Genomic DNA, 26,571 nt, shown 5'->3' on the forward strand with positions numbered 1-26,571 from the left:
CAGGTGTCTTTACTAAGCGTAGGGCAAATGAGGGCGGATGTGGGGGAAAAATGGCGCAAACTTGACGCCGTCGGGATTGACGGCGGCCAAGCGTGAACGCCAGCTATTCGCTGGAGCGCCGGCGGTTTCTGCGCAACCCTTCCAGCAGCACAAGGGCGGCGCCAATGGCTCCGCCCATCACGGGGAGCGCGGCGGGCGCGTTGGGGAACAGATGAACGATGGTCACATCGGTCACCATCATGGAACCGGCTATCCAGCCGATGAGCGCCCCGCCCAGCATCACCACGGACGGGAAGCGGTTGAGGATAGCCAGCACCAGCTTGCTGCCGAGGACGATAATCGGAATGCTGATCAATACGCCCAGCGCGACCAGCAGCAGATGGCCTTTTCCGGCGGCGGCCACCGCCAGCACGTTATCCAGCGACATAATGACATCGGCAACGGTAATGGTGACCGCGGTACGCCACAGGCTGCTGGAGCTGCTGACATCATTCTCTTCTTCCTGATTGGTCACCAGCTTGATGCCAATCCACAGTAGCATCAGCGCGCCGACCACTTTAAGCCACGGCAATGAGAGTAAATAGATCGCGATGGCCAGCAGCAGCACGCGCGCCGCTATTGCGCCGACGGTGCCGATGATAATCGCTTTGGTACGCTGCTGAGGCGGCAGTTTACGGCAGGCCATCGCGATCACCACCGCGTTGTCGCCACCCAATAACAGATCGATAGCAATAATTTGCAGCAGAATAACCGCCACGTCCCACTGACTGAAAAACGCATTCATACCCAACTCATCGAACCAAAAAAGAGAACCTACGGAAAAACGCAGGGGCGAAGCGTACTCTCGTTAGGGCACTCTGGCCACCTTACCGAGAGAGCGCGCGCAGCGAGTGATTGAAAAATATCGTTACCAATCATTGCATGGTCCGGCAATGATTCGCAGGCAAAGGATGATATTTTGTTCGTAGAAATACATCTGCCGTTCACCTATCGCAAGGACTAACTACATGCCCGGCCATAAGAATTTACTCACATTTGCCTTTATCGGCGCTACCCTGTTTCCGCTTATGGCGACCGCTGCTGATGCGCCGACTTTTACGCCTGAACAAGAGGCCCGTATTGGCAAAATCGCCGCGGATTACTTAGTCGCGCATCCGGAAGTGCTGCTGCAGGCCAGCCAGAAGCTACAGCAAATTCAGCAACAGCAGCAGGCCAGCGCCGCGACCCAGGCGGTACTGAAGAATGCGGCCGCGCTGACCCAGGATAAAAATACGCCAACCTACGGCCCGAAAGAGGGCAAAGTCACGGTCATTGAATTCTTTGATTATCAGTGCGTTTACTGCAGTCGTCTGGCGCCGGTAATGGAGCAGGTGATTAAAGAGAACCCGCAGACCCGCTTTGCCTTTAAAGAGTGGCCGATCTTTGGCAGCCGTTGGGAAACCTCGCTTGAAGCGGCCAAAACCGGCCTGCAGATTTATCAGCAGAAGGGCGCTGAGGCTTATCTGACCTACCATAACGGGATCTATTCCACCGGACATAACGAAGGCAAGCTGACGGCTGCCGACATCCAGCAGCAGGCGAAGAAAGTGAATTTCGACGCGAAGAAAGCGGCGGACGTTGAGCCGGTACTGGAAAGCACCAATCAGCTGGCGCAGGAAATTGGCCTGAGCGGGACGCCGGGCGTTATCGTGATGCCGACTACCGGCGCCACGGAAGCGACGATCACCGTATTCCCGGGGCTGGCGGATAAAGCCTCGCTGGATGCGGCGATCAAGAAAGCGGGCGGCTGATAATCAACGCGTCCGCCGGACGGCGGGCGCGATTTAGCGATGACAGCAGCGCTGCAGCATCGACATAATGACCTGACAGAGTTCATCTTTAGCCTGCTGCTCCGTGATGACGCCGTTCACTACCGCGGCCGATAGCCCGTCGGCGGAGCCGAGCATGGCGAGAATGGCCGCCTCGCTGAGATTCTCACTCTCGCAAAGCGGCGAAAAATAGTCCCGACATTTTCCGGTAAAGGTGGCGATGCACTCTTGTTTGATCTTCTCCAGCTCTGGCGTCCCGGCCAGCGCGGCCATGACGCTGGGCATCTCGCGCCCCTGAAGCAGCACGCACTCGATATAGGCGTTGGCGATCGCCGAGGCCAGCTTCTCCGCATTCGGTTCGGTATTGCGCAGTATCTCATCCATTCGCGCCGTCTGGCGTTGGTCGTATTCGCGATAAAGCGTCGCGAAAAGCCCTGAACGGCTGTCAAAGTGATCGTAAACCACGGGTTTAGTCACGCCCGCCTGCGTCGCCAGATAACCCAACGTCAGAGCATCGGTCCCTTCTTGCCGAATAATATGCCAGGCGACATCAATCAGCTGCTTGCGCCGCTCTTCTCGCGTTAAACGCTGACGTACGAGTGGTTCAGACATGGAAACATTCTCCCGTTGACATATTAATATACTAAAGGTAACTTACTAATGGTAGGTTACTGTTGGTATATAAGACTACGTCCAATATCGTTATAGCGCAACTGGGGTATCCGTCATGCATGCATTAATCGTGGTTTCTCATCCTCTCAAGACGTCTCTGACTCACAGCGTAGCGACGGCGATTGCGCAAGGAATTGCCGAATCCGGCCCGCAGCATACGGCTGACATAGCGGATTTAACGCAGGAAGGCTTTAACCCGGTATTTGCCGAGCCGGATATCGCCGCATTTCTGCAAACCGGCGACACGCCGCCCGACGTGATGGCCGAGCAGGCCAGAATTGATAACGCCGACGCGCTGGTGCTGGTTTTTCCCGTTTACTGGTGGTCGATGCCTGGGCTGTTAAAGGGCTGGGTTGACCGCGTGTTTTCAAACGGCTGGGCCTATGAGGAGACCGCCGACGGCGATGTTGTGAAGAAGCTGGGCCGCCTGCGGGTGCATCTGGTGGCATTAGGCGCAGCGAGTCAACAAACGTATGACAAGCACGGGTTTACCGATGCTTTTAATGCGCAGATTGTCCACGGGATTTTTGATTACTGCGGGGCGACGGTAGCCAGTTCGCAGATGCTGCTGTTGCCGGACCTGAAAACGGCGGAGGCGCATCTGGAGGCGGGTCGCCAGCTGGGAAGAAAGATGTTTGCCTGAGGCTCGCTTCGCTCCCGAGCCTGGGTTTCCGCCGGGCGGCTTTATCCGGGCCCGGCCTGAAAAAAATATATTATCAATGGTTTATATGCGTCATATCGGGACAGAACGCGCGATAATCTCACGAGGGGGCGTCATGCTGATATGCCATGTTTTCACCGCGTTATGTTGCCCTGCGCGGACGGCATCTGACGACATTTTTGGTGTTAGCCAGAGGTACCTTATTGTATAATCCTTCGGTTCCCCTTCTGGAAAACAATGATGAATAAATTACAGCGTTTCGAAAGTCTCGGTGATAATTGTGAGTTTGCTTTCTTTCTCAGAGAGTCAGGTTATGATGAAGGCAGCTTGTTTCGTTGGACTTTAATAAAAAACTATCATGCTCTTCTAAAACTAATAGAATCTGATTTTGCTGGTTTGTATGTCTATGAAAACCTGACCCCATCCTGGCAGGATATGGTGCTTGATCAACAATATGATATTTGTTTTCATACTGAAATGTATAGCGATAATAAAAATGATGGCTGGGCCTGGCGTTATTCTGAACAGGAAAATGATCTTATTTATAAAAAAGAAGTAGAGAAGATTAATTACCTGATAAGCAAATTTAAGAAAAGCCTTGTTGATGACAATAAAATTTTTGTCGTAAAAAGCAATGGCAATAATCTTGATGATATAGTATTCGCTTTAGCAAAATAGTTTAAGAAGCACGGTAACAGTAAAATACTTTACGTGAAAAGTAACGTGGAAAGTTCAGCTCCAGGTGAAATCAAGAAAGTGACTGATAATCTTTTTATTGGCGCAATCGATAGATTTGCCGACTATAGCCGGGCAAATGAATACTCGCGTGAAGGCTGGCAGGCAATAATTGATAATGCTGTAAAGGTTATGTGAATTTTTTTGCAGCGTATTAATATACGCTGCATTTTTTAGCTGGTAGTAATAAAGCACGTTTTTGGGTAATGATTTAACAGCGAGTAATTATAAACGGCTTCATTCTTGTAGTATGAGTTAGGGTAGAAATTGACTTCTTTTCCCAGCAGGGAGGCTAAAATTGCCACGTGAAGTCTATCGGTATTTACAACTTTATACTCTTCAAGAAAATTGATCATGCAGCGGGTAGAGTTTCGTGCCAGAAATTCATTATCCCAATAGTCGCCATTCCACGTGAGCGAAATATCATGATTGTTTTCTTTATGTTCTCCTGTCAGAGACTCTGAATCTGTTCTGAAACAGTTTGCCTGTTGTTTATAGGCAGGTTTAAGAGACAGGTACTGGCTAAGATCGAGATAAAATGCCATGTCATCAGCAATGAATACGTTCTTATTTGGCTCATAGCTGAGAGATTTTATATAATCGAAAGTGGTATTTTCTCGGCAAAAGACAACTAACTTATCTATATTATTAGTGAATAAATCGCTATACCCTCTGATGGTCGAAGGCATAATGATCGTTTTGTGAAATTTGTGAATATTACTTTGAATAAAATCGCGGCCCTCAGCGTACAGTCCTTCTATGAGGTTTCCTCCGCCACCAAAAATTAAAATATCAGTATCAGCGCTGTAGCGCTCATCGGCCCTGTAAGGAACATAGGTAAGCGCATTTCGTTCGAAAAAGTCGTACGTTGCCGATGCAATCACGCCATCACCCGCGTTACCGGGGTTTGCCTTATAGACAAATCGATGAGATGGATGATAGGATTTTAGAAATAAATCAAATTTTAACTCTGCACTGGTCATTTTTTATCCTGTTTAACAGAAGCTATTGATTGCTATCTTAATATTACTTCAACTCACTCATTATTATAGAAAAGTCTAGGTTACTAAGGAAAGATCACAATGAAAAAAGTTCTTATAATGACGCCGGACATAGAGGGGCCTGTCCGTAACGGCGGCATTGGTACTGCTTTCACTGCCCTTGCCACTACTTTGGCAAAAAAGGGTTATGATGTCGATGTATTGTATACATGTGGTGACTATTCGGAGTCTTCTGCATCAACTTTTAGCGATTGGTCACGTATTTATAGCACCTTTGGTATTAATCTTCTAAGTACCGGTCTGGTAAAAGAGATTAATATTGATGCGCCTTATTTTAGAAGAAAAAGTTACTCAATTTTACTCTGGCTGAAAGAAAATAATGTCTACGACACTATTATTTCTTGTGAGTGGCAGGCAGATCTGTATTACGCTTTATTAAGTAAAAAGAATGGCACTGATTTTGAAAATACAAAATTCATTGTCAATACTCATAGCTCAACATTATGGGCTGATGAAGGTAATTACCAGCTCCCATATGATCAGAATCATCTTGAACTCTATTATATGGAGAAAATGGTTGTTGAGATGGCTGATGAAGTCGTTAGTCCTTCTCAGTATTTAATTGACTGGATGTTGAGTAAACACTGGAATGTTCCTGAAGAACGCCACGTCATTTTAAATTGCGAGCCATTTCAAGGGTTTGAGACGAGAAGTGATGTTGCAGTTAAAACAAATGAAACACCTGCTTCAGGCGTTGAGCTTGTATTTTTCGGCCGACTTGAAACCCGTAAAGGGCTCGATATCTTCCTGCGCGCATTAAGAAAGCTCTCTGACGAAGACAAAGAGACGATCTCTGGCGTGACCTTCCTCGGGAAGAATGTCACGCTGGGTAAAATTGATTCCTTTACCTATATCATGAACCAGACCAAAAATCTGGGTCTGGCAGTCAATATCATCAGCGATTACGATCGTACTAATGCTAATGAATATATAAAAAGAAAAAATGTATTAGTCATCATCCCATCGCTCGTTGAAAACTCTCCGTATACAGTTTATGAGTGCTTGGTTAATAACGTTAACTTCCTCGCCTCAAACGTCGGAGGAATTCCAGAACTGATTCCGCAAGAGCATCATGCTGAGGTTCTGTTTACCCCAACGCCGGTTGATTTGTACGGTAAAATCCACTATCGCTTAAAGAATATAAATATCAAGCCTGGGCTGGTTGAGTCACAGGAAAATATCCAGGCAGCGTGGTTTGCCGCTATTGAGCGAAAAGATAACAGCGTCTTCAAAAAAATAGATGAATTGAATCGCCCGTTAGTTAGCGTGTGTATCACTCATTTCGATCGCCACCATTTGCTCCAGCAGGCACTTGCCTCAATTAAAACGCAGACGTATCAAAATATTGAAGTCATTTTAGTTGATGATGGAAGTACAAAAGAAGAATCTCATCGTTATTTGAACCTTATCGAGAACGATTTTAACGCTCGAGGCTGGAAAATCATCCGTAGTTCTAATAACTACCTGGGCGCAGCGCGAAATTTGGCTGCGCGACACGCCTCCGGTGAATATCTGATGTTTATGGACGATGATAATGTCGCTAAACCTTTTGAGGTTGAGACATTTGTCACGGCAGCATTAAACTCCGGGGCCGATGTGTTAACCACCCCAAGCGATCTTATTTTTGGTGAAGAGTTCCCTTCTCCGTTCCGTAAAATGACGCACTGCTGGCTGCCGTTAGGCCCGGATTTAAATATCGCCAGCTTTAGCAACTGCTTTGGCGATGCTAATGCCCTTATTCGCAAAGAAGCTTTCGACAATATCGGTGGCTTTACTGAAGATTATGGTTTAGGCCATGAAGATTGGGAGTTTTTTGCGAAAGTCTCCTTACAAGGCTATAAATTGCAGCTCGTTCCTGAACCGCTGTTTTGGTACAGAGTAGCAAACTCCGGAATGTTGTTAAGCGGAAATAAGAGCAAAAATAACTATCGTAGTTTCCGTCCATTTATGGATGAAAATGTGAAATATAATTATGCGATGGGGTTGATTCCTGCTTACCTCGAAAAAATTCATGAGCTTGAGAGCGAGGTGAGCCGACTGCGTAGCATCAATGGCGGCCACTCTGTCAGTAATGAACTGCAGCTTTTAAATCATAAGATTGATGGTCTTATTTCCCAGCAAAGAGATGGCTGGGCCCATGACCGCTTTAATGCCCTTTATGAAGCCATTCATGTTCAGGGCGCCAACAGAGGCAGAAGTCTGGTTCGTCGGGTGGGCAGAAAAGTTAAATCCCTGTTGAAATAGCAGCGTCCGCGGAGCTCGAAAGGGCTCCGCAAAAAAGAGTTTTAATGAAGTTTAATTGTTCGACGCACTCAGCTCACCCGGATACCAACGTTCGCTTATCTCGCGATCGGGCTGCTTTTGGTTTGGCATCTATGGGAGTGGAACCGCAGGCAGTTCCCTACGACGACAATCTCCAACGAGGTTTGCTCCTCATTTGCCGTAATCGCGGAATTCCGGCTTTGCTACATCGTCTGGTACGTCCCTAAGCGGGCCGACACGCCTTACGGAATTTAACGTTGTGAGGGGCCTAACTTCGGCAAACGCAGTTCGATGGAGAGTCCGGCCGCAGAAAAGCAAAAACCCAGCCATAGGCTGGGTTCTCTGAATAGTGGTGCCCGGACTCGGAATCGAACCAAGGACACGGGGATTTTCAATCCCCTGCTCTACCGACTGAGCTATCCGGGCAACGGGGCGCATTAAACCGTAATCCGTACGCGGCGTCAATCAAATTTCTCGATTTATCTACCGGTTGCTTAAGTTTGCGGCAATTCTGCACCTGAAGACGCTTTTTTGCTGAAAATTACATCATCCCGTTGTCGCCTTCACGGATTTTCCAGCCGCTGGTCACCGAGATAGCGCGGCGTAATCCGGAGATCGCGTAGTCGCCAACAATGTCTTCGTCATCGCGCGGCGAGCTGATCGTGATTTCCGCATCGACGCCGTGACGATAGGCGCCGTGGTGGCTAAAGATGGTGCCGATAAAACATTTATCGTTCAGCCAGACCGGGATATATGCCACGGTTTCATAGATATAGTTCGACGCTACCCCGCTGTAGTAGTTTTCCGCGTCGTCGGATGATGTGCCCGGAGGAATAGGGCAAATTGGCGCGTCATTGTCGCTCTGCGGCTTATCCTTGAGCAGGTTGCTCTGCATCACTTCCAGCGACTTCAGCAGGTCTGACTTTTCCCGCTCATTCAGCGCGGGCGTCAGAGGCTGGTCTTTTTCCGGCGAGCGAATGTCGTTAAGGGTGTAGCGATAGCGGATTGTCACTGCCGGCGTACTGCCTGAGGGGCCAAACGGGCGCAACAGATAGAGATTGTCTTCGCCAAACTGGCCGTTGTACCAGAGCGCGTAAACCTGGCCGTTAATGCGCACCCAGTGACTCCACTGGTTGGCGCCGCGGCCGTTGAGGGAATAGAGCGCGCCCGGAACGCCTGCGTCAAAATCATCGCCATTGCCGCTATCATCGCTGTTGACCGCAGCAAAAGCGTCGTCGCTGCGTTTTAGTATCCCGGTATAGCTAAAGAGTCCGGTGCCGCCAACGTAGCTGTCGATAATTAAATCGCGTTTACCGTCTCCGTCGAGGTCGACCAGCGTAAAGCTGACTTTACCGTTTTCGGAGTCGGCGCTGATATCGGACTGGAGAAACGCCTGCCACTCATCATCGCTGATATCGGCGGACGGCTTCGTTGTCGATACCAGAGAGTCGTCCGCGTAGGTCAGCGTAAAATGGCTGACGTTCCCACTGAGGGGGAACTGCTCGGCGATATTATTCAGATCCAGTTCAGGATTGGCCTTCTGCTCCTTTAATACGGCGTTATACAGCGCTTTCAGCGCGTTGTTATCGGCATCTTTCTGCTGCTTCGGGATAACCTGGCTCACAAAGGTGGGCAGCATCCACGCGCCGCCGGGGGCGATCTCCCGGCAATCGCCGGTGGTGTATTTCAGGCTCTGGACAAACGTTTTGCCATCCCAGACGCGCTCTTCACCGCTGATGCAGTCGGCGATACCGCGGCCTTTATTGAAAAAGGTGAGCACGCCGTCGGCATAGCTGGAGGCGTCGGTGGTGACCAGCTGAGGCTGGGTCATAAACGCCTTGTCAACCACCCACGTTGCATAGCCGTCGTTGTAGGCAGCGCGCCAGCACAGCGCCTGAATCAGCGTGTGGCTTTTATCCAACGGCGTTGCGGTGATCTGGCGCTCAGATGCCGGGATATCTGCGTTTTGCCAGTCGTCGCAATGGCTATTTAGCAGAGGAACGAGCTGGGGACGGAGTTTCTGCCGCTGCTTTGCCGTCAGCGCTACGGTGGCGGCATTGTGGATGACCGGTGCGGCGATAATTTCCGGCGCGGGCGCGGCTGATAAAATATTGTCATCACCGGCGTCGCCCTGGCGTAACAGCGCATCGGCAGTGCCCAGGCGCTGCTGAAACTCATCCATTTTCAGGAATACGGCGCTGCTGCCCGCGTCGGAGAGCGTCTTACGCTCGCCGTTAAGGGCAAGCTCAATTTTGCCGTTGTGCTCCAGGGCCTGAATCAGGGCCGCCGTTTGGGTGTCATCAAAGCGAAAGTGGCTCTCGTCGGCGGCCTCAAGTGGACCGTTATCCCGATCGTCAATGAACAGATTTACCGTTGCGTCAGGGGGGATATCGCGTTCGGTTTGCGCGAAAGTCGCCACAGCGATGACGTGCTGCGCCGCGCCCGCATTGCGGGTCAGCAGAACGCTGATTTCGCCCATGGTGGCGCCATAGCCGGCGGCTCGGCAGGTCCCGGTGTTGTCGCAGGCGAGCTCCCAGTCTTTGTGCGCGAAAGAAAAGCCTTGCGGAGAAGCTGCCAGGAGCGGTGTTGAACACAGCCCCATGATGGCAACCCAAAGAAGAGAGCGCATATCAAACCCTGTCAGCATATCGATGAGGAGGGGATTATATGCGCGATGAATTGGTTAAGATATCGGAATCAGGTCAGGGCGCCGCCCATACGGCACTGGGCAAAACGCAATATGTCTTCTGCCAGGCGACGCGCGGTATCGACATCCGTCTGGCTGCGCTTGATCAGCAGTCGGCTCAGGCAGCCTTCAACGATCAGCTCCATCTGCTTTGCGACCATTGCCGGATCGTCAACTTCGAGCTGGCTAAGCAGTTCATGGGTATAGGCCAGCGAAGCCTGCTTTTGCTGCTCGGCCAGCTGATGGATCGGATGCTGAGGGTCCGGATAAAAAGTACAGGCGGCAATAAACAGGCAGCCGGGATAACGATGGTTGCTTACGCAGGTGGTCAGCGCGGCGTAGCGGGCCAGCAGCTTCTGCTCCGCGCTGAGCGACTCGTCCAGTAAAAGCTGGCGGCGCCAGGCATCGACCTGATGACTGAGATAGCGAAGCGCGTCGTACAGCAGCGCTTCCTGGTCAGGCCAGAAACGTTTGAGGTCATTGAGCGGGTAAGCCACGCGCTCGGCGACCATTTCCAGCGTGGTGTTAGCGATACCCTCGATTTCGAGGATTTGGATGGCTTCACCCAGGACATCTTCACGTTGCACGGTCTTTTCCTCCATTATTCCTCCTACAGTGTCGCTCACGGTTGTCGATCGCGCAAATGGGCGCTGAATGCCGCGGCATCCATAAAGCCGGTGACGCGCTGCGCGGGCTGCTCCTCGCCCTGTTCATTGAAAAACAGAATGGTGGGCAAGCCGAGCACCTGGAGGTGCTTCAGCAGCGCCGCGTCCTGCGCGCTATTTTTGGTGACATCAACCTGCAGCAGAACGGTCTCTTTCAGGGCCTGTTGCACCTCAGGTGAGGTAAAGGTGTATTTCTCGAACTCTTTGCAGGCCACGCACCAGTCGGCGTACAGGTCGAGCATCACCGGTTTGCCTTTCGCCTGCGCCAGCGCCTGATTGAGCTCATCGACGCTATGGATACGGGTAAACTGGAGATGGGACTGCCGTTGCGCGACCGGCGCATCGAAAGCCCAGTCCTGCAGCGGACGGGCGCTGACCAGCGCGGCGCCGAGCATCGCTATTTGCACAATACGCAGCCAGGGGCGCGTGCCGCCCAGCGAGGTAATAAACGCCCAGCTAAAAAAGGCGACGCCAAGCAGCGACCAAAGCCGCAGGCCCCACGGTTCGCCCACGACACGCTCGAGTAAAAATACCGGTAGCGCCAGGATCACAAAGCCAAAGGCGGTTTTGACGTGGGCCATCCACGGGCCGCTTTTCGGCAGCAGACGGTTACCGAATACGGTCACCAGGATCAGCGGCAGCCCCATACCGAGCGCGTAGAGGTACAGGGTACCGCCGCCCAGCCACAGATTACCGCTCTGGGCGATATAGAGCAGAATGGCGCTCAGCGGCGCGGTGGTACAGGGCGAGCAGATTAATCCGGCAATCGCCCCCATGGCGAATACGCCGCCGGGTGAACCGCCCTGGCGTTTATTGCTCATCAGCGTCAGGCGCGTTTGCAGCGACGAAGGCAGCTGGAGCGTAAACAGACCAAACATCGACAGCGCCAGCAGGATAAACAGCACCGACAGGCCGATCAGCACATAAGGGTGCTGCAGCGCCGCCTGGAACTGCAGGCCCGCAGCGGCAACGACCAGCCCCAGGGCGGTGTAGGTCAGGGCCATACCCTGGACGTAGATAAAGGCCAGCAGCAGCGCGCGGGCGGTGGAGAGGCGTTTTTGACCGCCCAGCACGATGCCGGAAATCAGCGGATACATCGGCAGCACGCAGGGGGTAAACGCGATGCCGATACCAATCAAGAGCGCCCACAGCGCGCTAAAGGGGAGAGCGGCATCTTTATTGTCCACAGCGGGGGGCGGAAGGTCAGACGGCGACTCTACCGGCAGCGCCGGGCGCGTTTCCAGCGGCAGAGGCGGGGTCAGCCCGGGTTGTCCGACGGCGGTATCGCTGCCGGAGCGCGCGAGCGCGTTGCCGAGCGGCACGATTTTGGTTTCCGGCGGATAGCAGAAACCGGCATCCGCGCATCCCTGATAAGTCACGGTAAGAGTCGCGCCGGCGGCGGCGTGAGTCAGAGTGACCGGCACGGTCAGGCGCTGGCGGTAAATTTCGCTTTTACCGTAAAACTCGTCCTCATGCCATTCGCCTGCAGGCAGCGAGGGGTCGGTAAACGCCGCATCGGCGGACGTCAGCTTTATCTGTTTACGGTAAAGATAGTAACCATCCTTGATTTGCCAGGTCAGATTAAGATCGTGTTGATTCTGCTGAAAATCGAAGGCAAAAGCCTGGTCAGCAGGAACAAAGTTCGAGCGGCCAGGGGCGTCGAACAGGCCGGCAATGGCCGATGTGCTGCAAAGCAGCAGGATCAGCGTAATGATGCGTTGAGCCATGAGAGGTAATCGTTGTCTCCGTGAATAACGGGCAGAACCAGAAGTTCAGGGGTTTGATACGGGTGATGGGACTTCAGGCAGTCCAGCAGCGCCTGCTGATGGGCAAGGTCGGTTTTCAGCAGCATTTGCACTTCATACTCCTGCTCCAGTTTTCCTTCCCAGTAGTAGAGCGATGTCGCTCCCGGCAGGAGAGTGGCGCAGGCGGCGAGTTTTTCCGCCAGCGCTTTGGCCGCCAGGTCCTGGGCGGTCGCTTCATCCGGCGCGGTACAGAGTACAACAACAGCATCAGGCATCGTCATCGTGAACCTCGTATCAGCGAAAAGAGGCACTATAGCATGCAAGATAGGGAGGATTAACGAAACGGGCCAGGATCTGGCCCGAATTTGAAGAGATTTACAGCATGATGCCGCCGAAAATAAACCCGAGGATCACGCATAGCGTAATGGCGATGACGCCGGGGATCAGGAAGGCGTGGTTAAAGACATATTTACCGATGCGGGTGGAGCCGGTGTCATCCATTTCGACCGCCGCCAGCAGGGTGGGGTAGGTCGGCAGAACGAAAAGGGCGGAGACGGCGGCAAATGAGGCGATGGCGGTAAGCGGGCTCACGCCCAGCATCAGCGCGGCGGGCATCAGCGCCTTAGTGGTCGCGGCCTGGGAATATAGCAGGGTCGCGGCGAAGAACAGCACCACCGCCAGCAGCCACGGGTAGTTGTGCAGCAGGTCGCCCGCCACGGTCTGGATATCGCTGATGTGGGCTTTGACGAAAGTATCCCCCAGCCATGCGACGCCGAGAACGCAGACGCAGGCGCTCATGCCGGATTTAAAGGTGCTGGCGTTGAGCACTTCACCGGTGTCGATTTTGCAGGTGATGCTTATCAGCGTCGCGATAGTCAGCATAAACACCACAATCGCTTCGTTACGCGGCAGGACAGGATCCTGGATCAGCCCTACGGTATCGCTGATGGCGGTGGCGTAGAACATCACCGCGACGATACCGATCAGAAACAGTAATACCGAGCGTCTGGCGTGCGGCTTCAGTTCAAAAACCTGGCTGCCGCGCAGTTTGACTTCCCCTTTTGCCAGCCGCTCCTGATAAATCGGGTCGTCTTTCAGCTCACAGCCGAGGAAGTTACAGACGATGGCGGTAAGCATGACGGCAATCAGGGTAACCGGAATACAGATCGCCAGTAGCGTCAGGTAGCTGACGCCCAGGGGCTCGAGAATACCGGCAAAGAAGACCACCGCTGCGGAAATCGGCGAGGCGGTAATGGCAATCTGCGAAGCGACCACCGCAATGGAGAGCGGGCGTGAGGGGCGGATGCCCTGCTCTTTTGCCACTTCGGTGATAACCGGTAAGGTTGAGAACGCCGTATGCCCGGTTCCGGCAAGCACGGTCATAAACCAGGTGACCAGCGGCGCGAGAAAGGTGATGTATTTGGGATGACGCCGGAGCATACGTTCGGCAAGGCTGACCAGGTAATCCATCCCTCCGGCGACCTGCATGGCGGCGATAGCGGCGATAACCGCCATAATGATTTCGATGACGTCGAAGGGGATCGCGCCAGGTTTAATTTGAAACACGAGGGTCAGGACGAGGACGCCCAGGCCACCGGCGAAACCGATGCCGATTCCCCCGAGCCTGGCTCCCAGATAAATCGCCAGCAGGACAATAACGAGTTCTGCACCAAACATATTTGCCTTCCTTGTTTTATTAACAAGTTGATATTGGGTTGTTGTAATTTAGTAAATCAATAAGAACAAAAAGGGCATGTCATTGCTGACATGCCCTTGGTTAGTTTAATCGGAAAACCTACTGTTCGCTTTCATCGGTATAACGTTTCGCTTTATAGGCCGGATGCATCAGGTTTTGCGCAGAGAAGATATCGTCCAGCTCCGCCGCGGTCAGCAGGCCGCGTTCAAGCACCACATCCCGGACGCTTTTGCCCGTTTCAGCGCAGATTTTGCCGACGATATCGCCATTGTGGTGGCCGATATACGGGTTGAGGTAGGTGACGATGCCAATAGAGTTGTAGACGTAGCTTTCACATACCGCTTTGTTGGCGGTGATGCCGCTGACGCATTTTTCCAGCAGGTTGTAGCAGGCGTTGGTCAGAATATGGATAGATTCAAACATCGCCTGGCCAATCACCGGTTCCATCACGTTCAGCTGCAGCTGGCCCGCTTCGGAAGCCATGGTGACGGTGGTGTCGTTACCGATTACTTTGAAGCATACCTGGTTGACCACTTCCGGGACCACCGGATTAACCTTGGCGGGCATGATGGAAGAGCCCGCCTGCAGTTCAGGCAGGTTGATTTCGTTCAGGCCAGCGCGCGGGCCGGAAGAGAGCAGGCGCAGGTCGTTACAGATTTTGGACAGTTTTACCGCCAGACGCTTCAGAGAGCTGTGGACCATCACGTAGGCGCCGCAGTCGGAGGTCGCTTCGATCAGATCTTCCGCGGGGACAACCGGCAGGTTGCTGACTTCCGCCAGTTTTTGTACCGCCAGCTGCTGATAGCCATCCGGGGTGTTCAGACGGGTGCCGATAGCGGTCGCGCCAAGGTTCACTTCCAGCAGCAGTTCCGCGGTGCGCAGAATGCATTTGGTCTCTTCGTTAAGCAGAACATTAAACGCGTGGAACTCCTGACCGAGGGTCATCGGTACCGCATCCTGTAGCTGAGTACGGCCCATTTTCAGAATGTCCTGGAACTCCACGGCCTTCTGCTGGAAGCCTTCGCCCAGCTGATTAATCGCATCGATCAGTTTGAGGATGGAGGCGTAGACCGCGATGCGGAAACCGGTCGGGTAGGCATCGTTGGTGGACTGGCATTTGTTAACGTGGTCGTTCGGGTTGAGATACTGATATTCGCCTTTCTGATGGCCCATCAGCTCAAGGCCGATGTTCGCCAGTACTTCGTTGGTGTTCATGTTAACGGAAGTGCCCGCGCCGCCCTGGAACACATCGACCGGGAACTGGTCCATGCATTTACCGTTATTCAGGACCTCATCGCAGGCGGCGATAATGGCATTGGCGACGCTTTTGGGGATAGTTTGCAGCTCTTTGTTAGCCTGCGCAGCGGCCTTCTTCACCATCACCATTCCGCGGACAAATTCAGGGATATCGCTGATTTTGTTGTTGCTGATGTAGAAGTTTTCAATCGCTCTCAGAGTATGGACGCCGTAGTAAGCGTCAGCTGGAACTTCCCTTGTACCCAACAGGTCTTCTTCGATACGAATGTTGTTTAACATGTGAACCTTCTCTTTCAAGCTGCCTATGAATTCACCAAATACGCAGAATTAATGGGATCTAGCGCATTTTCTGGCCGCAGATTATTTCCTTAATCGGCCCGGTGCCCACGATCATATGCTGATGATAGCGAATATCAGCCGCCCTGATCACTTATTATGTAGTGAATCTTATAAGAATTATTAATCTGTGAAATGAGTCACCGGTTTTCTAATTTTGAAAAAAATAAGCTTTTTTTACGATTGAAAAGTGACGTTTTGGCCCAACATCTTGCTGATGCGAATAGCACATCTATGACTACGGGCGCCGATGCTGGCGTCTGTTAATGAAGGAGACGCCGGTGCGTTGGATTCCGTTAATTGCCGTTTTTTTATACGTTTACATTGAAATCTCGATCTTTATCCAGGTCGCTCATGTGCTTGGCGTTCTGCTGACGCTGATTCTGGTGATCTTCAGCTCGGTGGTGGGGATATCGCTGGTGAAAAACCAGGGCTTTAAAAACCTCATGCTGATGCAGCAGAAGATGGCGGCGGGGGAGAGCCCGGCCGCAGAGATGATCAAAAGCGTGTCGCTGATTATCGCCGGTTTGCTGTTGCTTCTGCCGGGGTTCTTTACCGATTTCCTGGGGCTGCTGCTGCTGTTACCTCCGGTACAGAAGCATCTGACCTTAAAACTGATGCCGCATCTGCGCTTTAGCCGAATGCCTGGCGGCGGGTTTAGCGCCGGAACGGGCGGCGGCGATACCTTTGAAGGCGAATACCAGCGTAAAGACGACGAACGCGACCGTCTCGATCATAAAGACGATCGCCGCGACTAACATGCATTGCCCGGGCCGGTTACTCCGGCCTGGAATACCCCTCCGCCAGCCTGCGCTTCGGTAAAAACAGCCACAGTACCGCCAGCATGATAAACGCGTAAAGGCTCTTCCAGCCCACCATCGCCAGCAGCAGCAGGCACAGCAGGCTGCCAAACGCCGCTAACGCGCGATAACGTCCCTCAAGCAAACGGCATCCCGCCAGCATGCACAGCAGATAGATCATAATAAAAATGCCGTTGGCGTAGACGATCAGCGCATCAAGATTGATATTGAGCGCATAAATGCATAACGCGCTAATGACGCAGCAGCCGAGCACCGCGTTCAGCGCGTTGCGCGGAATCTGTCGCGGCGACAGCCGGGCCAGATAGCTCTCGGGCTTGTACTGCGCCTGCGACCAGACCAGGCGAGCAAAACTCTGAATATAGATATTGAGGCTGGCGAAGCAGGCGAGATAGCCGATAACGCACGCAATCCACAGCGCCTGCACGCCAAACAGGCGCACCACGATATTGGGCAGCGACGCGGCGGCGGCCATCTCCTCGCCAAAGGCATGAAAATGCAGGACCAGCACGGTACAGGCCCAGTAGACGGAACCCGCCAGTAATAAGCCAATCATCAGCGCGCGGGGGAAATCGCGTTCCGGCTGCTTAAACTCAGAGGCCAGGTGTGCAAAAGCCTCCAGCCCGACAAAGCACCAGAACATCACTGAAAGCGCGGAGAAAAGCTGCGAACTATCGATTTCAGCGGGCGCCGGGAAGGGGATCTGCGCGGGATTGATCGCGCCGCGCCACCAGATGGCGACGATCAGGGCGACAATCAGCACGGCAACCAGCGTTTGTAGATTGGCGCTGGAGCTGGCTCCGCGGGAACCGACCCACCAGATAATCGCCAGCGTTCCCAGCTCGGCCAGCAGCAGCTGGCTGTCGTGCCAGCCAAAAAGCGCCTGACCAAAGCCGGTGGCGATGTGCAGGGCCGCGGGTAATCCCACCGGGATCACCGATAAAAAGAGCCAGCCGGTGACGCGCGCCAGACGCGGGCCAAAGGCCATATTCACAAAATGCGCCACGCCGCCGGCGCTGGGAAAGTGGCGACCCAGCGTCGCAAAGACGATAGCGATGGGAAACACCAGTAAAATCAGCGCCGGCCAGGCCCAGAGGCTGTTATCGCCGGCCACCAGCGCGGCCAGTGCCGGAACGGCGAAGACCCCGGTTCCCAGTAATGACGTGGAGAGTAATCCCACGCCTTGAGCCAGCCCTAACTCCTGTTTTAAACCACTCATGATTCAACCTTGCGCCCGGCAAAAAAAGGATGGTATCACAATCGCTTTTGCTTATGACGTCGGGCGAGGACGGCAAATTTATGTGCGTCCGAGCACGAGGACAAATTTTTTTTTACTTTTCCCCTTGAAGCGGTAAAACCCCATCCCCATCTCTCAGGGCACTAGCCGGAAAACCGTGTGCGGACCGGCGTCATCCATAACTGATAATGACTTTCTCAAAGGAGAGCTATCAAAATGAGTATTCGTCCGTTACATGATCGTGTGATCGTCAAACGTAAAGAAGTTGAAACGAAGTCTGCTGGCGGCATCGTTCTGACCGGTTCTGCGGCAGCAAAATCAACTCGTGGCGAAATCATCGCTGTCGGTAAGGGCCGCATCCTGGAAAACGGAACCGTGCAGCCTCTGGACGTTAAAGTTGGTGACATCGTCATTTTCAACGATGGCTATGGCGTGAAGTCCGAGAAGATCGACAATGAAGAAGTGTTGATCATGTCCGAAAGCGACATTCTGGCAATTGTTGAAGCGTAATCCGCGAACGACACTGAACATACGAATTTAAGGGAAAGATAAAATGGCAGCTAAAGACGTAAAATTCGGTAACGACGCTCGTGTGAAAATGCTGCGCGGCGTAAACGTACTGGCAGACGCAGTTAAAGTAACCCTGGGCCCGAAAGGCCGTAATGTGGTTCTGGACAAATCCTTCGGTGCGCCGACCATCACTAAAGACGGCGTTTCCGTAGCGCGTGAAATCGAGCTGGAAGACAAGTTTGAAAACATGGGCGCGCAGATGGTGAAAGAAGTTGCCTCTAAAGCGAACGACGCTGCAGGCGACGGTACCACCACCGCAACCGTACTGGCTCAGGCGATCATCGCTGAAGGCCTGAAAGCCGTTGCTGCGGGTATGAACCCGATGGACCTGAAACGTGGTATCGACAAAGCTGTCGTTGCCGCCGTTGAAGAACTGAAAGCGCTGTCCGTACCGTGCTCTGACTCTAAAGCCATTGCTCAGGTAGGTACCATCTCCGCTAACTCCGACGAAACCGTAGGTAAACTGATCGCGGAAGCGATGGACAAAGTCGGTAAAGAAGGCGTGATCACCGTTGAGGACGGTACCGGTCTGGAAGACGAACTGGACGTGGTTGAAGGTATGCAGTTTGACCGCGGCTACCTGTCCCCGTACTTCATCAACAAGCCGGAAACCGGTGCTGTTGAGCTGGAAAGCCCGTTCATCCTGCTGGCCGACAAAAAAATCTCCAACATCCGCGAAATGCTGCCGGTTCTGGAAGCCGTAGCGAAAGCTGGCAAACCGCTGGTTATCATCGCTGAAGACGTTGAAGGCGAAGCGCTGGCGACCCTGGTGGTGAACACCATGCGCGGCATCGTTAAAGTGGCTGCGGTTAAAGCTCCGGGCTTCGGCGACCGTCGTAAAGCTATGCTGCAGGACATCGCAACCCTGACCGGCGGTACCGTTATCTCTGAAGAGATCGGTATGGAGCTGGAAAAAGCGACTCTGGAAGACCTGGGTCAGGCGAAACGCGTTGTTATCAACAAAGACACCACCACCATCATCGATGGCGTGGGTGAAGAAGCTGCGATTCAGGGCCGCGTTACTCAGATCCGTAAGCAGATCGAAGAAGCGACTTCTGACTACGACCGTGAAAAACTGCAGGAGCGCGTTGCGAAACTGGCAGGCGGCGTTGCGGTAATCAAAGTTGGCGCAGCGACCGAAGTTGAAATGAAAGAGAAGAAAGCACGCGTTGACGATGCCCTGCACGCGACCCGTGCTGCGGTTGAAGAAGGCGTGGTTGCCGGTGGTGGCGTAGCGCTGGTTCGCGTTGCCGCTAAACTGGCTGGCCTGACCGCTCAGAACGAAGATCAGAACGTCGGTATCAAAGTTGCGCTGCGCGCAATGGAAGCTCCGCTGCGTCAGATCGTATCCAACGCCGGTGAAGAGCCGTCTGTTGTTGCGAACAAGGTGAAAGCCGGTGAAGGTAACTACGGTTACAACGCCGCAACTGAAGAATATGGCAACATGATCGACTTCGGTATCCTGGACCCAACCAAAGTGACGCGTTCTGCTCTGCAGTACGCAGCATCCGTTGCTGGTCTGATGATCACCACCGAGTGCATGGTCACTGACCTGCCGAAAAGCGACGCGCCTGATTTAGGTGCTGCTGGCGGTATGGGTGGCATGGGCGGTATGGGCGGCATGATGTAATCGTGCGCTATACCCCTTAGAAATAAAGAACCCTCGGGCAGAAATGCTCGGGGGTTTTTCTTTTTGTCGTCTTTTTAGTATAAGGTTGTACATCCGGGCCAGTGCGTCCAGCTCATTGATCGTGGGGAATAACATGCAGGTAAAATATTTAGCAGGGATTGTCGGCGCAGCATTGTTGTTAGCAGGTTGCAGCTCCAGCAACGAATTGACCTCTGGTGGCCAGAACGTACGCTTTGTTGAGGATAAACCGGGTTCCGAATGCCAGCTGTTGGGCACTGCGACCGGTACGCAGAGCAACTGGCTGTCCGGGCAGAATGGTGATGAAGGCGGCTCTATGCGCGGTGCGGCAAACGCTCTGCGTAACCATGCGGCAGAAATGGGAGGCAACGTGATTTACGGCGTCAGCAGCCCGACGCAGAATCTGTTGTCCAGCTTTGTCCCGACCGATAGCCAAATGAACGGCCAGGTTTATAAGTGCCCGAATTGATTTAACAGGTGCCTCTCTTGAGCCAATAGAGGCACCTGGCATATTTTTTAGCGCGCGTTGATTTTCGCCTGTGTCGCCATGTAGAACGCATGTAAAGGCCGCAGGCACTCCTCCAGCGACAGCATTCTTCCCGGCTGAGAAGGAATAATTTGGCTAAAAATCTGGCAGGGCTGATGCTTTGCGTGCACTTCTTTCAGTTTTGGGCTCTTCTCAATTAAGCGCATCACAACGCTATTCTCCTGCTCTGACGGATGGGCGGCGTTGGTTTTAATCACCGCGCCGGAGATGATTTTTCGTCCTGCCTCCGTATCACAGCAGTACAGTACGCCCAGATAATGGGAAAACAAATTGAGTTTCCATTCATCCTGGATGTACTGCTGATAATCAACATTCTTGCTATTCGTTAAATCCAGGGCATATAGCATCAGGCTTTCCAGTGATGACGTTAAATTTTTAATCAGTTCGTTATCACCGGCGTTTTTAAGGGATTGCTGAATGCCAACCAGCAGCGCTTCAACCTGCATATCGTCAATGCGCAGCGTAGCAATTTGCTCGTTTTGCAGCACCAGAATGAGCGTTGACCAGGTATCTCCTGGTTTTAACGTAATCGATATGACTCGCCTTTCCGAATTGGGCTGCTGGACTTCCGGCATATCTATAACCGGGGTGTTTTCTATGAGCTGCTCATTAAAAGCAACCAGCTCACTCTTATAACTTTCACCTTCAGCGTTTAAGCGCTGTAATACGATGGCCATCCTGTGTTGTAAAACTAACAGGAGGTCGGTAAGCGTCTGGGCCTGAAGATAGTAAGACTGGCAAAGTTGGTTACTCAGCTTTACTTTGAGCATTAATGCTAAAAATTTGTCTTCATATTTAATTGATGCGGTATTAAAACCAATAAACGTGTCTTGCATTCGGATCTCCTTTTCCTGAGGATTATGCTGGTGCCAGCGTGCGTAGCTGTGATAAATCAATAATGCGATCGGCCGAGGCAATGGTGGATGGCCGATGGGCGACGATGATTCGGGTAATGCTTAGCCCAGAGATAGACTGGTTAATCACCGACTCATTTTTAAGATCGAGATGACTGGTAGCTTCATCCATAAACAGAATGCTGGGTTTTCGATAGAGGGCGCGAGCGATTAAGAGCCGCTGTTTTTGCCCGCCAGAGATGCCTAAACCGAGCTCGCCGACAATGGTTTCGTACCCCATCGGCATTTTCATGATTTCATCATGGATATTACATCTGCGTGCGCATTCAACGATAAAGTCCATATCGGCGTTATCTTCAAAGCCGCTGATATTATCGATCAGTGAACCCGAGAAGAGTCTGTCTTCCTGCAGAACGCAGGCCGTTCCATGACGGAAGTTGTTAATGCCGATTTTCTGAATATCGAGGTTATCCGCTATCACATCGCCGCTGGTTGGGGACAGCAGGCCGCACATGACTTTCAGTAGCGTGGTCTTACCGACGCCGGAAGGGCCGACCAGCGCGACGGATTCGCCCGGTTCAACGGTAATATTTAAATTAGAAAAAATAGGCTGCGAGAACGGATCGTACTGGTAGCTGAGATTCTTCACTTCCAATTTAACGCCGGTATTTTCTGCAAAAACGCGTCGTGAAGGCAGTTCTTTTTCCGGCTCGCTAAAGACGATCTCTGAAAGACGCTCATTATGTAACGACAGCATACGCAGCTGCATAATCAGATCGATCAAGCTTGAGGCGCGCTGCGAGAACTGACCGCGATAGGCATTAAAGGCCATAAACATGCCAAGGGTCATATTGTTATCAATAACCATAATTGCCCCCAGCCAGAGAACCGCGACCTGGTCGATAGAAGTAATAAAGGTATTAATACCGCCAAACATCATATCGAACCGAGTCTGTTTGATGCCGGCATTACAGGCGTCGATATTGATATTTAACCAGTGCTGCGAACGGCGTTCTTTTAAGTTCAACGCCTTAATGGTTGAAATACCATAGAGCGACTCCATAAAGTGCGAGCTGGAACGAGCGCCCTTGATAACCTGCTCTTCGGCAACGCGGCGGTAGAAGCTGTAGGTCGCAAAACGCATGATGACGTAGCATAAAGTAAAGCCCACCACGACCCAAACCAGCCAGCCGCCATAAAGCGTTAGCATAATCAGCAGGCCAACGGTCATAATCGAATCGATAATGCCGGTAACAATGCTATTGGTGAAGGTTGAGCGAATAGTATCCAGCGAGGAGAAACGAGACTGAATATCGCCCAGATGGCGCTTCTCAAAAAAGGATAACGGCAGGCTCGCCAGATGATCGAACAGCGTTGTCTTCCACTGAATATTGGTCAGCGTATTTAACGTTAATGAAATCCAGGCCCGCAGCATACTAATAAATGTACGGAAGAGCGTGAAGAAGACCAGACCAATACAGATAACCGAAAGCAGGCTCTGATCGTGCGCCATGATAACGTGGTCGGTTACCAGCTGCGTGCCGATGGGTAACAACAGACCGATAGCCTCAACCACTACCGAAAAGGCAAAGATCTTGAGCAGAACGGATTTCAGACCAACAATATTACGCATCAGGTCCAGCAGGCGTAGACGAGATTTCGCCTTTTCCTGCTGAAAGGTTTGGTCCGGCCATAGCTCCAGCGCAACGCCGGTAAAGTTATTGGACATTTCCTGGATGCCAATAACCCGTTTACCCAGCGCCGGGTCGTGAACAATAAAGCTGCTTTTACGCACTTTAGTGAGCACCACGTAATGATTCAAACCCCAGTGGATGACGCAGGGCAGCTTTAGCTGCTTGATTTCATCCAGGTCGAGGGATAGCGCGCGGCTTTTCAACCCGGCATGTTCCGCCGTTTTGCTCAACGACATGAGCGTAACGCCCTGAGAAGGACTGCCGTAGCGATGGCGGAAGTTGAACAGGTCGATATTGAGCCCGTAAAAGCCGCAAACCATCGCCAGACAGGCGATACCGCATTCGGCAGCCTCCGACTGTAATATCACCGGCGTTTTGTGGCGGAGCGAAAAATTTAGCTTATCGGTAATCGTTTTAAACAGTTCTTTATGCATCGATCGGGCCACTCACGCTTTGCGTCATCTTATAGAAAGGGGTAAACATCCACATATAAAGCGGACGTTCTTCAAGAAAAACTACCGCCTGAGCCTTCAGGCCGTTAGAGAGCGTGAGCGTTTTTCCGTTGTAGTTAAAAGTCTTGTCTTTAATTTTTATAATGGCTTTATAGAGCGCAAGCTCCTGCTGGCTAGTGCCGCTATTAACGTTGGTATATTCAGCCATCTCCTGGCGTGATGCTGGAACCGAGGAGATAGAAATAACCTTTCCTGGAAATTGCCCAAATTTATCCGCAGGGAAAGCATCATAGCGAATATTAATGGTGTCGCCTGGCTTCACATAAGGGATAGTATTATTGGGTAACCATAAAATGAGGTAATACTCAATATCCCCTGTGGGTTTGATCTGTGCGAGGCTGCTGCCGTTCTCAACCATCTGCCCCTTGGTCACGGCCAGCGACTCAACCTTTCCATTGGTTGTTGCTTTAATAATGAGATTACCGTTCGCGTTGGATTCTACCAGCTGATTTTTGTAATCATTAATTTGATTGTGCTGGCTGGAAATCTGATTATCAAAGTCTGCTGCCTTGGTTATTTTATCGCTATTGGTTTGCGTGAGCTGAGATTCCAGCTGCATTTTTTGGGTAACCAGAGATTGATAGGCGCTTTGCTGTTGAAAATATAAAGAATGCTGATAGTTATACTGGTCTTTAGTGATCAGACCATCCTTGAGGTATTTATCATAGCTGGATAAGTTGGTATGCATTTTGTTTAAGCCTACCTGAGTCGTCGCCAGCATGCGGTTTGTTTCTGCTAATGACGCGCTGGTGGTTTTAAGCTGTTTATCAAGGGCGGCTAATGTTTCAGCTTTATTTCGCGTCAGTTTGCTTATAATATCTTCCGCATTGGCGATTTTTTCATTAATCACTTCAATTTGGGCTGCGCTAACATTCCCATTGATGGTATTACGCGAAACGTCAAGCTCATAAAGCGTTTGGCCTTTATTAACGATATCACCCACTTTTACGTGCTGATTAACAACAAAACCTTGCTGTGGTGCGAAGACGTTCACGGAGTGGGGGAGCGTAATGACTTCGCCACGCACATCAATGCGCTGAGTGAAGGTAAAAAATATGAGAGATAATACAAGAGCAATAAGAAAAAGTGATGCTAACAAGGTAACCAACCATGCCGGAATACCTGCTAACAATAATGCTTTCCCTTTCCAGTGAATTTTTTTGTACTCAATCGCTTCCTTGCGATAGATATTTTTTAACATTGTTATCAGCTTTGAGATAGAGAAGTGAGATAAAAGAAGGCTCGTTAGAGCCTTCATAAAGTTATGGTCTGAAAATTTTCTTACCAGTAGGCTAGCGTACCATCAACAAATCCATCAAACATCTCGATACATTTATCGAGAGTGATATCCCAGCCAACCATGGCACCAGCAATAGCGCCACCAACGCCGCCAACACACAGACCGTAAATCATCCCCACCGCCTGGCCAATTGACCCGATACCTAAAATGCCGCCACCGTTACCGCCGAAGATGCCGCCCATAGCAGAACCGGCAAGTGCGCCAGCTGTGGCGCCTAAAATGGATGCTCCGATAGCTTCAGCGCTATTAAAAACAATACTGGTTAAGGCGCCAGTAATCGATGAAAAATCCCAGGAGTAGCCACCAGAAATCTCTTCCATTTCAAATACAGTGAGTTGTTTCATTATGTATTCCTTTAATGTATGAGTGCTTTAAGAAAACAACAAGAAGCCAAAATTTATTTTGACATTTTTTAGAAAACGAAATACACGAATGCGCAAGGTGGTATTTCGAGGCTGATTCTAATATGTGCCTGTTATTTTTCAATATCTGTGTTGATGATTGATTAGTGAATTTTTAACGGTTCATGTATCAGCTTTAGTGAATTAATATTGATGGTGTGATTGTGTGTGAGAGAACGGATTGATAACGACAGGCATTTTAATCGCCACACTTCAGGCTGCCTGAGCGTTGGCTGAGCGCGCTCAGCCTGGCCACTTAATGCAGTAAACTGCCAGGTATTCTCTCACTCACCACTCGAATAATTGTGGATGTATAACGTTTTTGCTTTTATTCATCATTAAGTCTATGTAAAACTTGCTGGTATATGCTTATACTCTTGCTTACAGGGAAATTATTCCTCCTGCAGGATGACCTCTAAATCTGTTTTTATCTCCCCAGTGATGCCTGCAGAGACATTTTTAGCGATTTTAAAATAGTCAGCAGTGAGCGTTAAATCCTGGCTCTTAGTACTGACGAAGGGGTAGGCACTCAGATCGTTAAATTTTATCGCAGAACCATTTTTCTTAAGAATAATACCTATGTTTTGAGCGCCGTCTGGTAATGAATTTAGTAATAGTCCATTTACGCTCGTTGATGCTACAGATATAGGGCTAAACCAGTAAACATATTTTTTATTGATTTCTGAGTCCGGGCAATTAATATCGAGGGTGATATTTTTGGACTTGCCTGCGGCACTACCGACAGCTACGGAATTTAAATCTGAAATATCAATGGTTGATAGCTTTACGATACTCCCATTGCGCGGCGAGATTTCGCAGGTCGTTTCCTTAAAACTAATATTGGTCAAATCCACATTGATTCTGAATAATTCAGCCGTATTCGATGAGCCCGTACTGGTCTGATTTGGCGGTCCAGCCATAAAATAAACCGCCGTTTTATTTCCCTTTTGCTTCGTTATGGGGCCGGTTTTCACTAACCAGACCATGACCTGGCCAGAAGGCTTAGAAAAATAGCGATTGCTGGCTACGTCTGGCTGGTCTATTTCTGCAGGAGAAAAATAGTTAACTGATGGTAAAGTGATATCGGAAATCTGAAACCCAATACCCGGAATCCCCGTTTCATAAACGACTTTCCCATCAATTTTCGAAATGCTGGATGGGCTCACGGCAGGTGAGGTTCTAACGACATAAACATCGCTGGAGCCACATGAGGAAAATGTTTTGGGATTTACACTTCCACGCCTTGCCGACGCTAATATGCTACCGTCAGGTAATGTGGAATCCGCGACGACAGAGCCGTTAAAACTAACGGTAATCGCACCGCCACCCGTTTTACTATATGAGCAGGTAGCCACCGCCTGTAAGCTTATGCTGAGTAAACTAATAATAAAAAAAAGGCTTTTCAT

At 51.2% G+C, this 26,571-nt stretch carries 24 protein-coding genes and 1 tRNA gene; 9 read left to right on the plus strand and 16 right to left on the minus strand.

Features of this window, described 5'->3' with window-relative positions:
- Positions 1–103: 103 nt before the first annotated feature.
- Positions 104–784 carry a TerC family protein gene (locus tag ACESQ2_RS21375; protein WP_004097877.1) on the minus strand — a complete coding sequence of 227 codons (681 nt, stop codon included), beginning with the start codon at positions 782–784 and terminating at the stop codon, positions 104–106.
- A gap of 223 nt (positions 785–1,007) precedes the next feature.
- Here ACESQ2_RS21375 and ACESQ2_RS21380 point away from each other — a divergent pair, with 223 nt between their 5' ends.
- Complete coding sequence (locus ACESQ2_RS21380; protein ID WP_014837164.1) at positions 1,008–1,790, plus strand: DsbA family protein; 783 nt, start codon at positions 1,008–1,010, stop codon at positions 1,788–1,790.
- Between the two features lie 33 nt (positions 1,791–1,823).
- Here the strand turns inward: ACESQ2_RS21380 and ACESQ2_RS21385 are convergent, their stop codons facing one another.
- Entirely contained in the window at positions 1,824–2,420 is a 597-nt protein-coding gene (locus tag ACESQ2_RS21385; protein ID WP_046876835.1) for a TetR/AcrR family transcriptional regulator, read from the minus strand.
- Positions 2,421–2,535: 115 nt separating this feature from the next.
- Between ACESQ2_RS21385 and ACESQ2_RS21390 the strand changes: the two genes are divergently transcribed.
- The 3 genes from ACESQ2_RS21390 (at position 2,536) to ACESQ2_RS21400 (ending at position 4,014) form a co-directional block, all read left to right on the plus strand.
- Entirely contained in the window at positions 2,536–3,123 is a 588-nt protein-coding gene (locus tag ACESQ2_RS21390) for an NAD(P)H-dependent oxidoreductase (RefSeq protein ID WP_032747547.1), read from the plus strand.
- Positions 3,124–3,378: 255 nt separating this feature from the next.
- A complete protein-coding gene (locus tag ACESQ2_RS21395; RefSeq protein ID WP_373171231.1) occupies positions 3,379–3,819 on the plus strand; it encodes a hypothetical protein in 441 nt (146 codons plus the stop codon).
- A gap of 45 nt (positions 3,820–3,864) precedes the next feature.
- The gene (locus tag ACESQ2_RS21400) at positions 3,865–4,014 is read left to right on the plus strand and encodes a hypothetical protein (RefSeq protein WP_373171233.1); all 150 of its coding nucleotides are present in this window, start codon (positions 3,865–3,867) and stop codon (positions 4,012–4,014) included.
- Between the two features lie 35 nt (positions 4,015–4,049).
- Here ACESQ2_RS21400 and ACESQ2_RS21405 read toward each other — a convergent pair whose 3' ends face one another.
- Positions 4,050–4,859: a polysaccharide pyruvyl transferase family protein gene (locus ACESQ2_RS21405; protein WP_004097886.1), complete on the minus strand. Its 810-nt coding sequence runs from the start codon at positions 4,857–4,859 to the stop codon at positions 4,050–4,052.
- 99 nt (positions 4,860–4,958) lie between these two features.
- On the opposite strand from ACESQ2_RS21405, the gene ACESQ2_RS21410 reads away from it, so the two are divergent.
- On the plus strand, positions 4,959–7,181 hold the full coding sequence (locus ACESQ2_RS21410; RefSeq protein ID WP_049069774.1) for a glycosyltransferase: 2,223 nt from the start codon (positions 4,959–4,961) through the stop codon (positions 7,179–7,181).
- A gap of 368 nt (positions 7,182–7,549) precedes the next feature.
- Here ACESQ2_RS21410 and ACESQ2_RS21415 read toward each other — a convergent pair.
- The 7 genes from ACESQ2_RS21415 to aspA all read right to left on the minus strand — a co-directional run bounded on the left by ACESQ2_RS21415 (position 7,550) and on the right by aspA (position 15,527).
- Positions 7,550–7,625 (minus strand) — tRNA-Phe (locus ACESQ2_RS21415).
- A 115-nt stretch (positions 7,626–7,740) separates the two neighbouring features.
- A complete protein-coding gene (locus ACESQ2_RS21420; protein WP_373171236.1) occupies positions 7,741–9,828 on the minus strand; it encodes a DUF1176 domain-containing protein in 2,088 nt (695 codons plus the stop codon).
- Positions 9,829–9,896: 68 nt separating this feature from the next.
- Positions 9,897–10,487, minus strand: coding sequence for a transcriptional regulator (locus ACESQ2_RS21425; RefSeq protein ID WP_004097892.1), 591 nt, complete (start codon positions 10,485–10,487; stop codon positions 9,897–9,899).
- 20 nt (positions 10,488–10,507) lie between these two features.
- Positions 10,508–12,277: a protein-disulfide reductase DsbD gene (locus ACESQ2_RS21430; protein WP_049071888.1), complete on the minus strand. Its 1,770-nt coding sequence runs from the start codon at positions 12,275–12,277 to the stop codon at positions 10,508–10,510.
- Entirely contained in the window at positions 12,253–12,576 is a 324-nt protein-coding gene (cutA, locus tag ACESQ2_RS21435; protein ID WP_004097896.1) for a divalent cation tolerance protein CutA, read from the minus strand. The genes ACESQ2_RS21430 and cutA overlap by 25 nt, the downstream gene beginning before the upstream one ends.
- A 94-nt stretch (positions 12,577–12,670) precedes the next feature.
- Positions 12,671–13,972 (minus strand): anaerobic C4-dicarboxylate transporter, encoded by a 1,302-nt coding sequence (locus tag ACESQ2_RS21440; RefSeq protein ID WP_014227594.1) that lies wholly within the window; start codon positions 13,970–13,972, stop codon positions 12,671–12,673.
- 118 nt (positions 13,973–14,090) lie between these two features.
- Positions 14,091–15,527 carry an aspartate ammonia-lyase gene (gene aspA / locus ACESQ2_RS21445; RefSeq protein WP_004097898.1) on the minus strand — a complete coding sequence of 479 codons (1,437 nt, stop codon included), beginning with the start codon at positions 15,525–15,527 and terminating at the stop codon, positions 14,091–14,093.
- 338 nt (positions 15,528–15,865) lie between these two features.
- Between aspA and ACESQ2_RS21450 the strand changes: the two genes are divergently transcribed.
- The gene (locus ACESQ2_RS21450; RefSeq protein ID WP_004097899.1) at positions 15,866–16,342 is read left to right on the plus strand and encodes an FxsA family protein; all 477 of its coding nucleotides are present in this window, start codon (positions 15,866–15,868) and stop codon (positions 16,340–16,342) included.
- A gap of 19 nt (positions 16,343–16,361) precedes the next feature.
- On the opposite strand, the gene yjeH is transcribed toward ACESQ2_RS21450, so the two are convergent.
- Positions 16,362–17,621, minus strand: a complete 1,260-nt coding sequence (gene yjeH / locus ACESQ2_RS21455) for an L-methionine/branched-chain amino acid transporter (protein WP_014227596.1) — start codon at positions 17,619–17,621, stop codon at positions 16,362–16,364.
- A gap of 234 nt (positions 17,622–17,855) precedes the next feature.
- On the opposite strand from yjeH, the gene ACESQ2_RS21460 reads away from it, so the two are divergent.
- The 3 genes from ACESQ2_RS21460 to ACESQ2_RS21470 all read left to right on the plus strand — a co-directional run bounded on the left by ACESQ2_RS21460 (position 17,856) and on the right by ACESQ2_RS21470 (position 20,326).
- Positions 17,856–18,149, plus strand: coding sequence for a co-chaperone GroES (locus ACESQ2_RS21460; RefSeq protein WP_003855929.1), 294 nt, complete (start codon positions 17,856–17,858; stop codon positions 18,147–18,149).
- A 43-nt stretch (positions 18,150–18,192) separates the two neighbouring features.
- A complete protein-coding gene (groL, locus tag ACESQ2_RS21465) occupies positions 18,193–19,839 on the plus strand; it encodes a chaperonin GroEL (protein ID WP_046876840.1) in 1,647 nt (548 codons plus the stop codon).
- 133 nt (positions 19,840–19,972) lie between these two features.
- On the plus strand, positions 19,973–20,326 hold the full coding sequence (locus tag ACESQ2_RS21470) for a DUF4156 domain-containing protein (RefSeq protein WP_004097909.1): 354 nt from the start codon (positions 19,973–19,975) through the stop codon (positions 20,324–20,326).
- Between the two features lie 47 nt (positions 20,327–20,373).
- Here the strand turns inward: ACESQ2_RS21470 and yjeJ are convergent, their stop codons facing one another.
- The 5 genes from yjeJ to ACESQ2_RS21495 all read right to left on the minus strand — a co-directional run bounded on the left by yjeJ (position 20,374) and on the right by ACESQ2_RS21495 (position 26,571).
- Positions 20,374–21,240 (minus strand): YjeJ family protein, encoded by an 867-nt coding sequence (gene yjeJ, locus ACESQ2_RS21475; protein WP_046876841.1) that lies wholly within the window; start codon positions 21,238–21,240, stop codon positions 20,374–20,376.
- Between the two features lie 22 nt (positions 21,241–21,262).
- Positions 21,263–23,386 carry a peptidase domain-containing ABC transporter gene (locus ACESQ2_RS21480; protein WP_046876842.1) on the minus strand — a complete coding sequence of 708 codons (2,124 nt, stop codon included), beginning with the start codon at positions 23,384–23,386 and terminating at the stop codon, positions 21,263–21,265.
- Entirely contained in the window at positions 23,379–24,665 is a 1,287-nt protein-coding gene (locus ACESQ2_RS21485) for an HlyD family secretion protein (protein WP_046876843.1), read from the minus strand. The genes ACESQ2_RS21480 and ACESQ2_RS21485 overlap by 8 nt, the downstream gene beginning before the upstream one ends.
- 80 nt (positions 24,666–24,745) lie before the next feature.
- On the minus strand, positions 24,746–25,108 hold the full coding sequence (locus ACESQ2_RS21490; RefSeq protein WP_004097919.1) for a hypothetical protein: 363 nt from the start codon (positions 25,106–25,108) through the stop codon (positions 24,746–24,748).
- 449 nt (positions 25,109–25,557) lie between these two features.
- Positions 25,558–26,571: a fimbrial protein gene (locus ACESQ2_RS21495; protein WP_046876844.1), complete on the minus strand. Its 1,014-nt coding sequence runs from the start codon at positions 26,569–26,571 to the stop codon at positions 25,558–25,560.

The sequence above is a fragment of the Klebsiella sp. Q11 genome (genome assembly GCF_964241505.1).
Lineage (GTDB): Bacteria > Pseudomonadota > Gammaproteobacteria > Enterobacterales > Enterobacteriaceae > Klebsiella > Klebsiella michiganensis.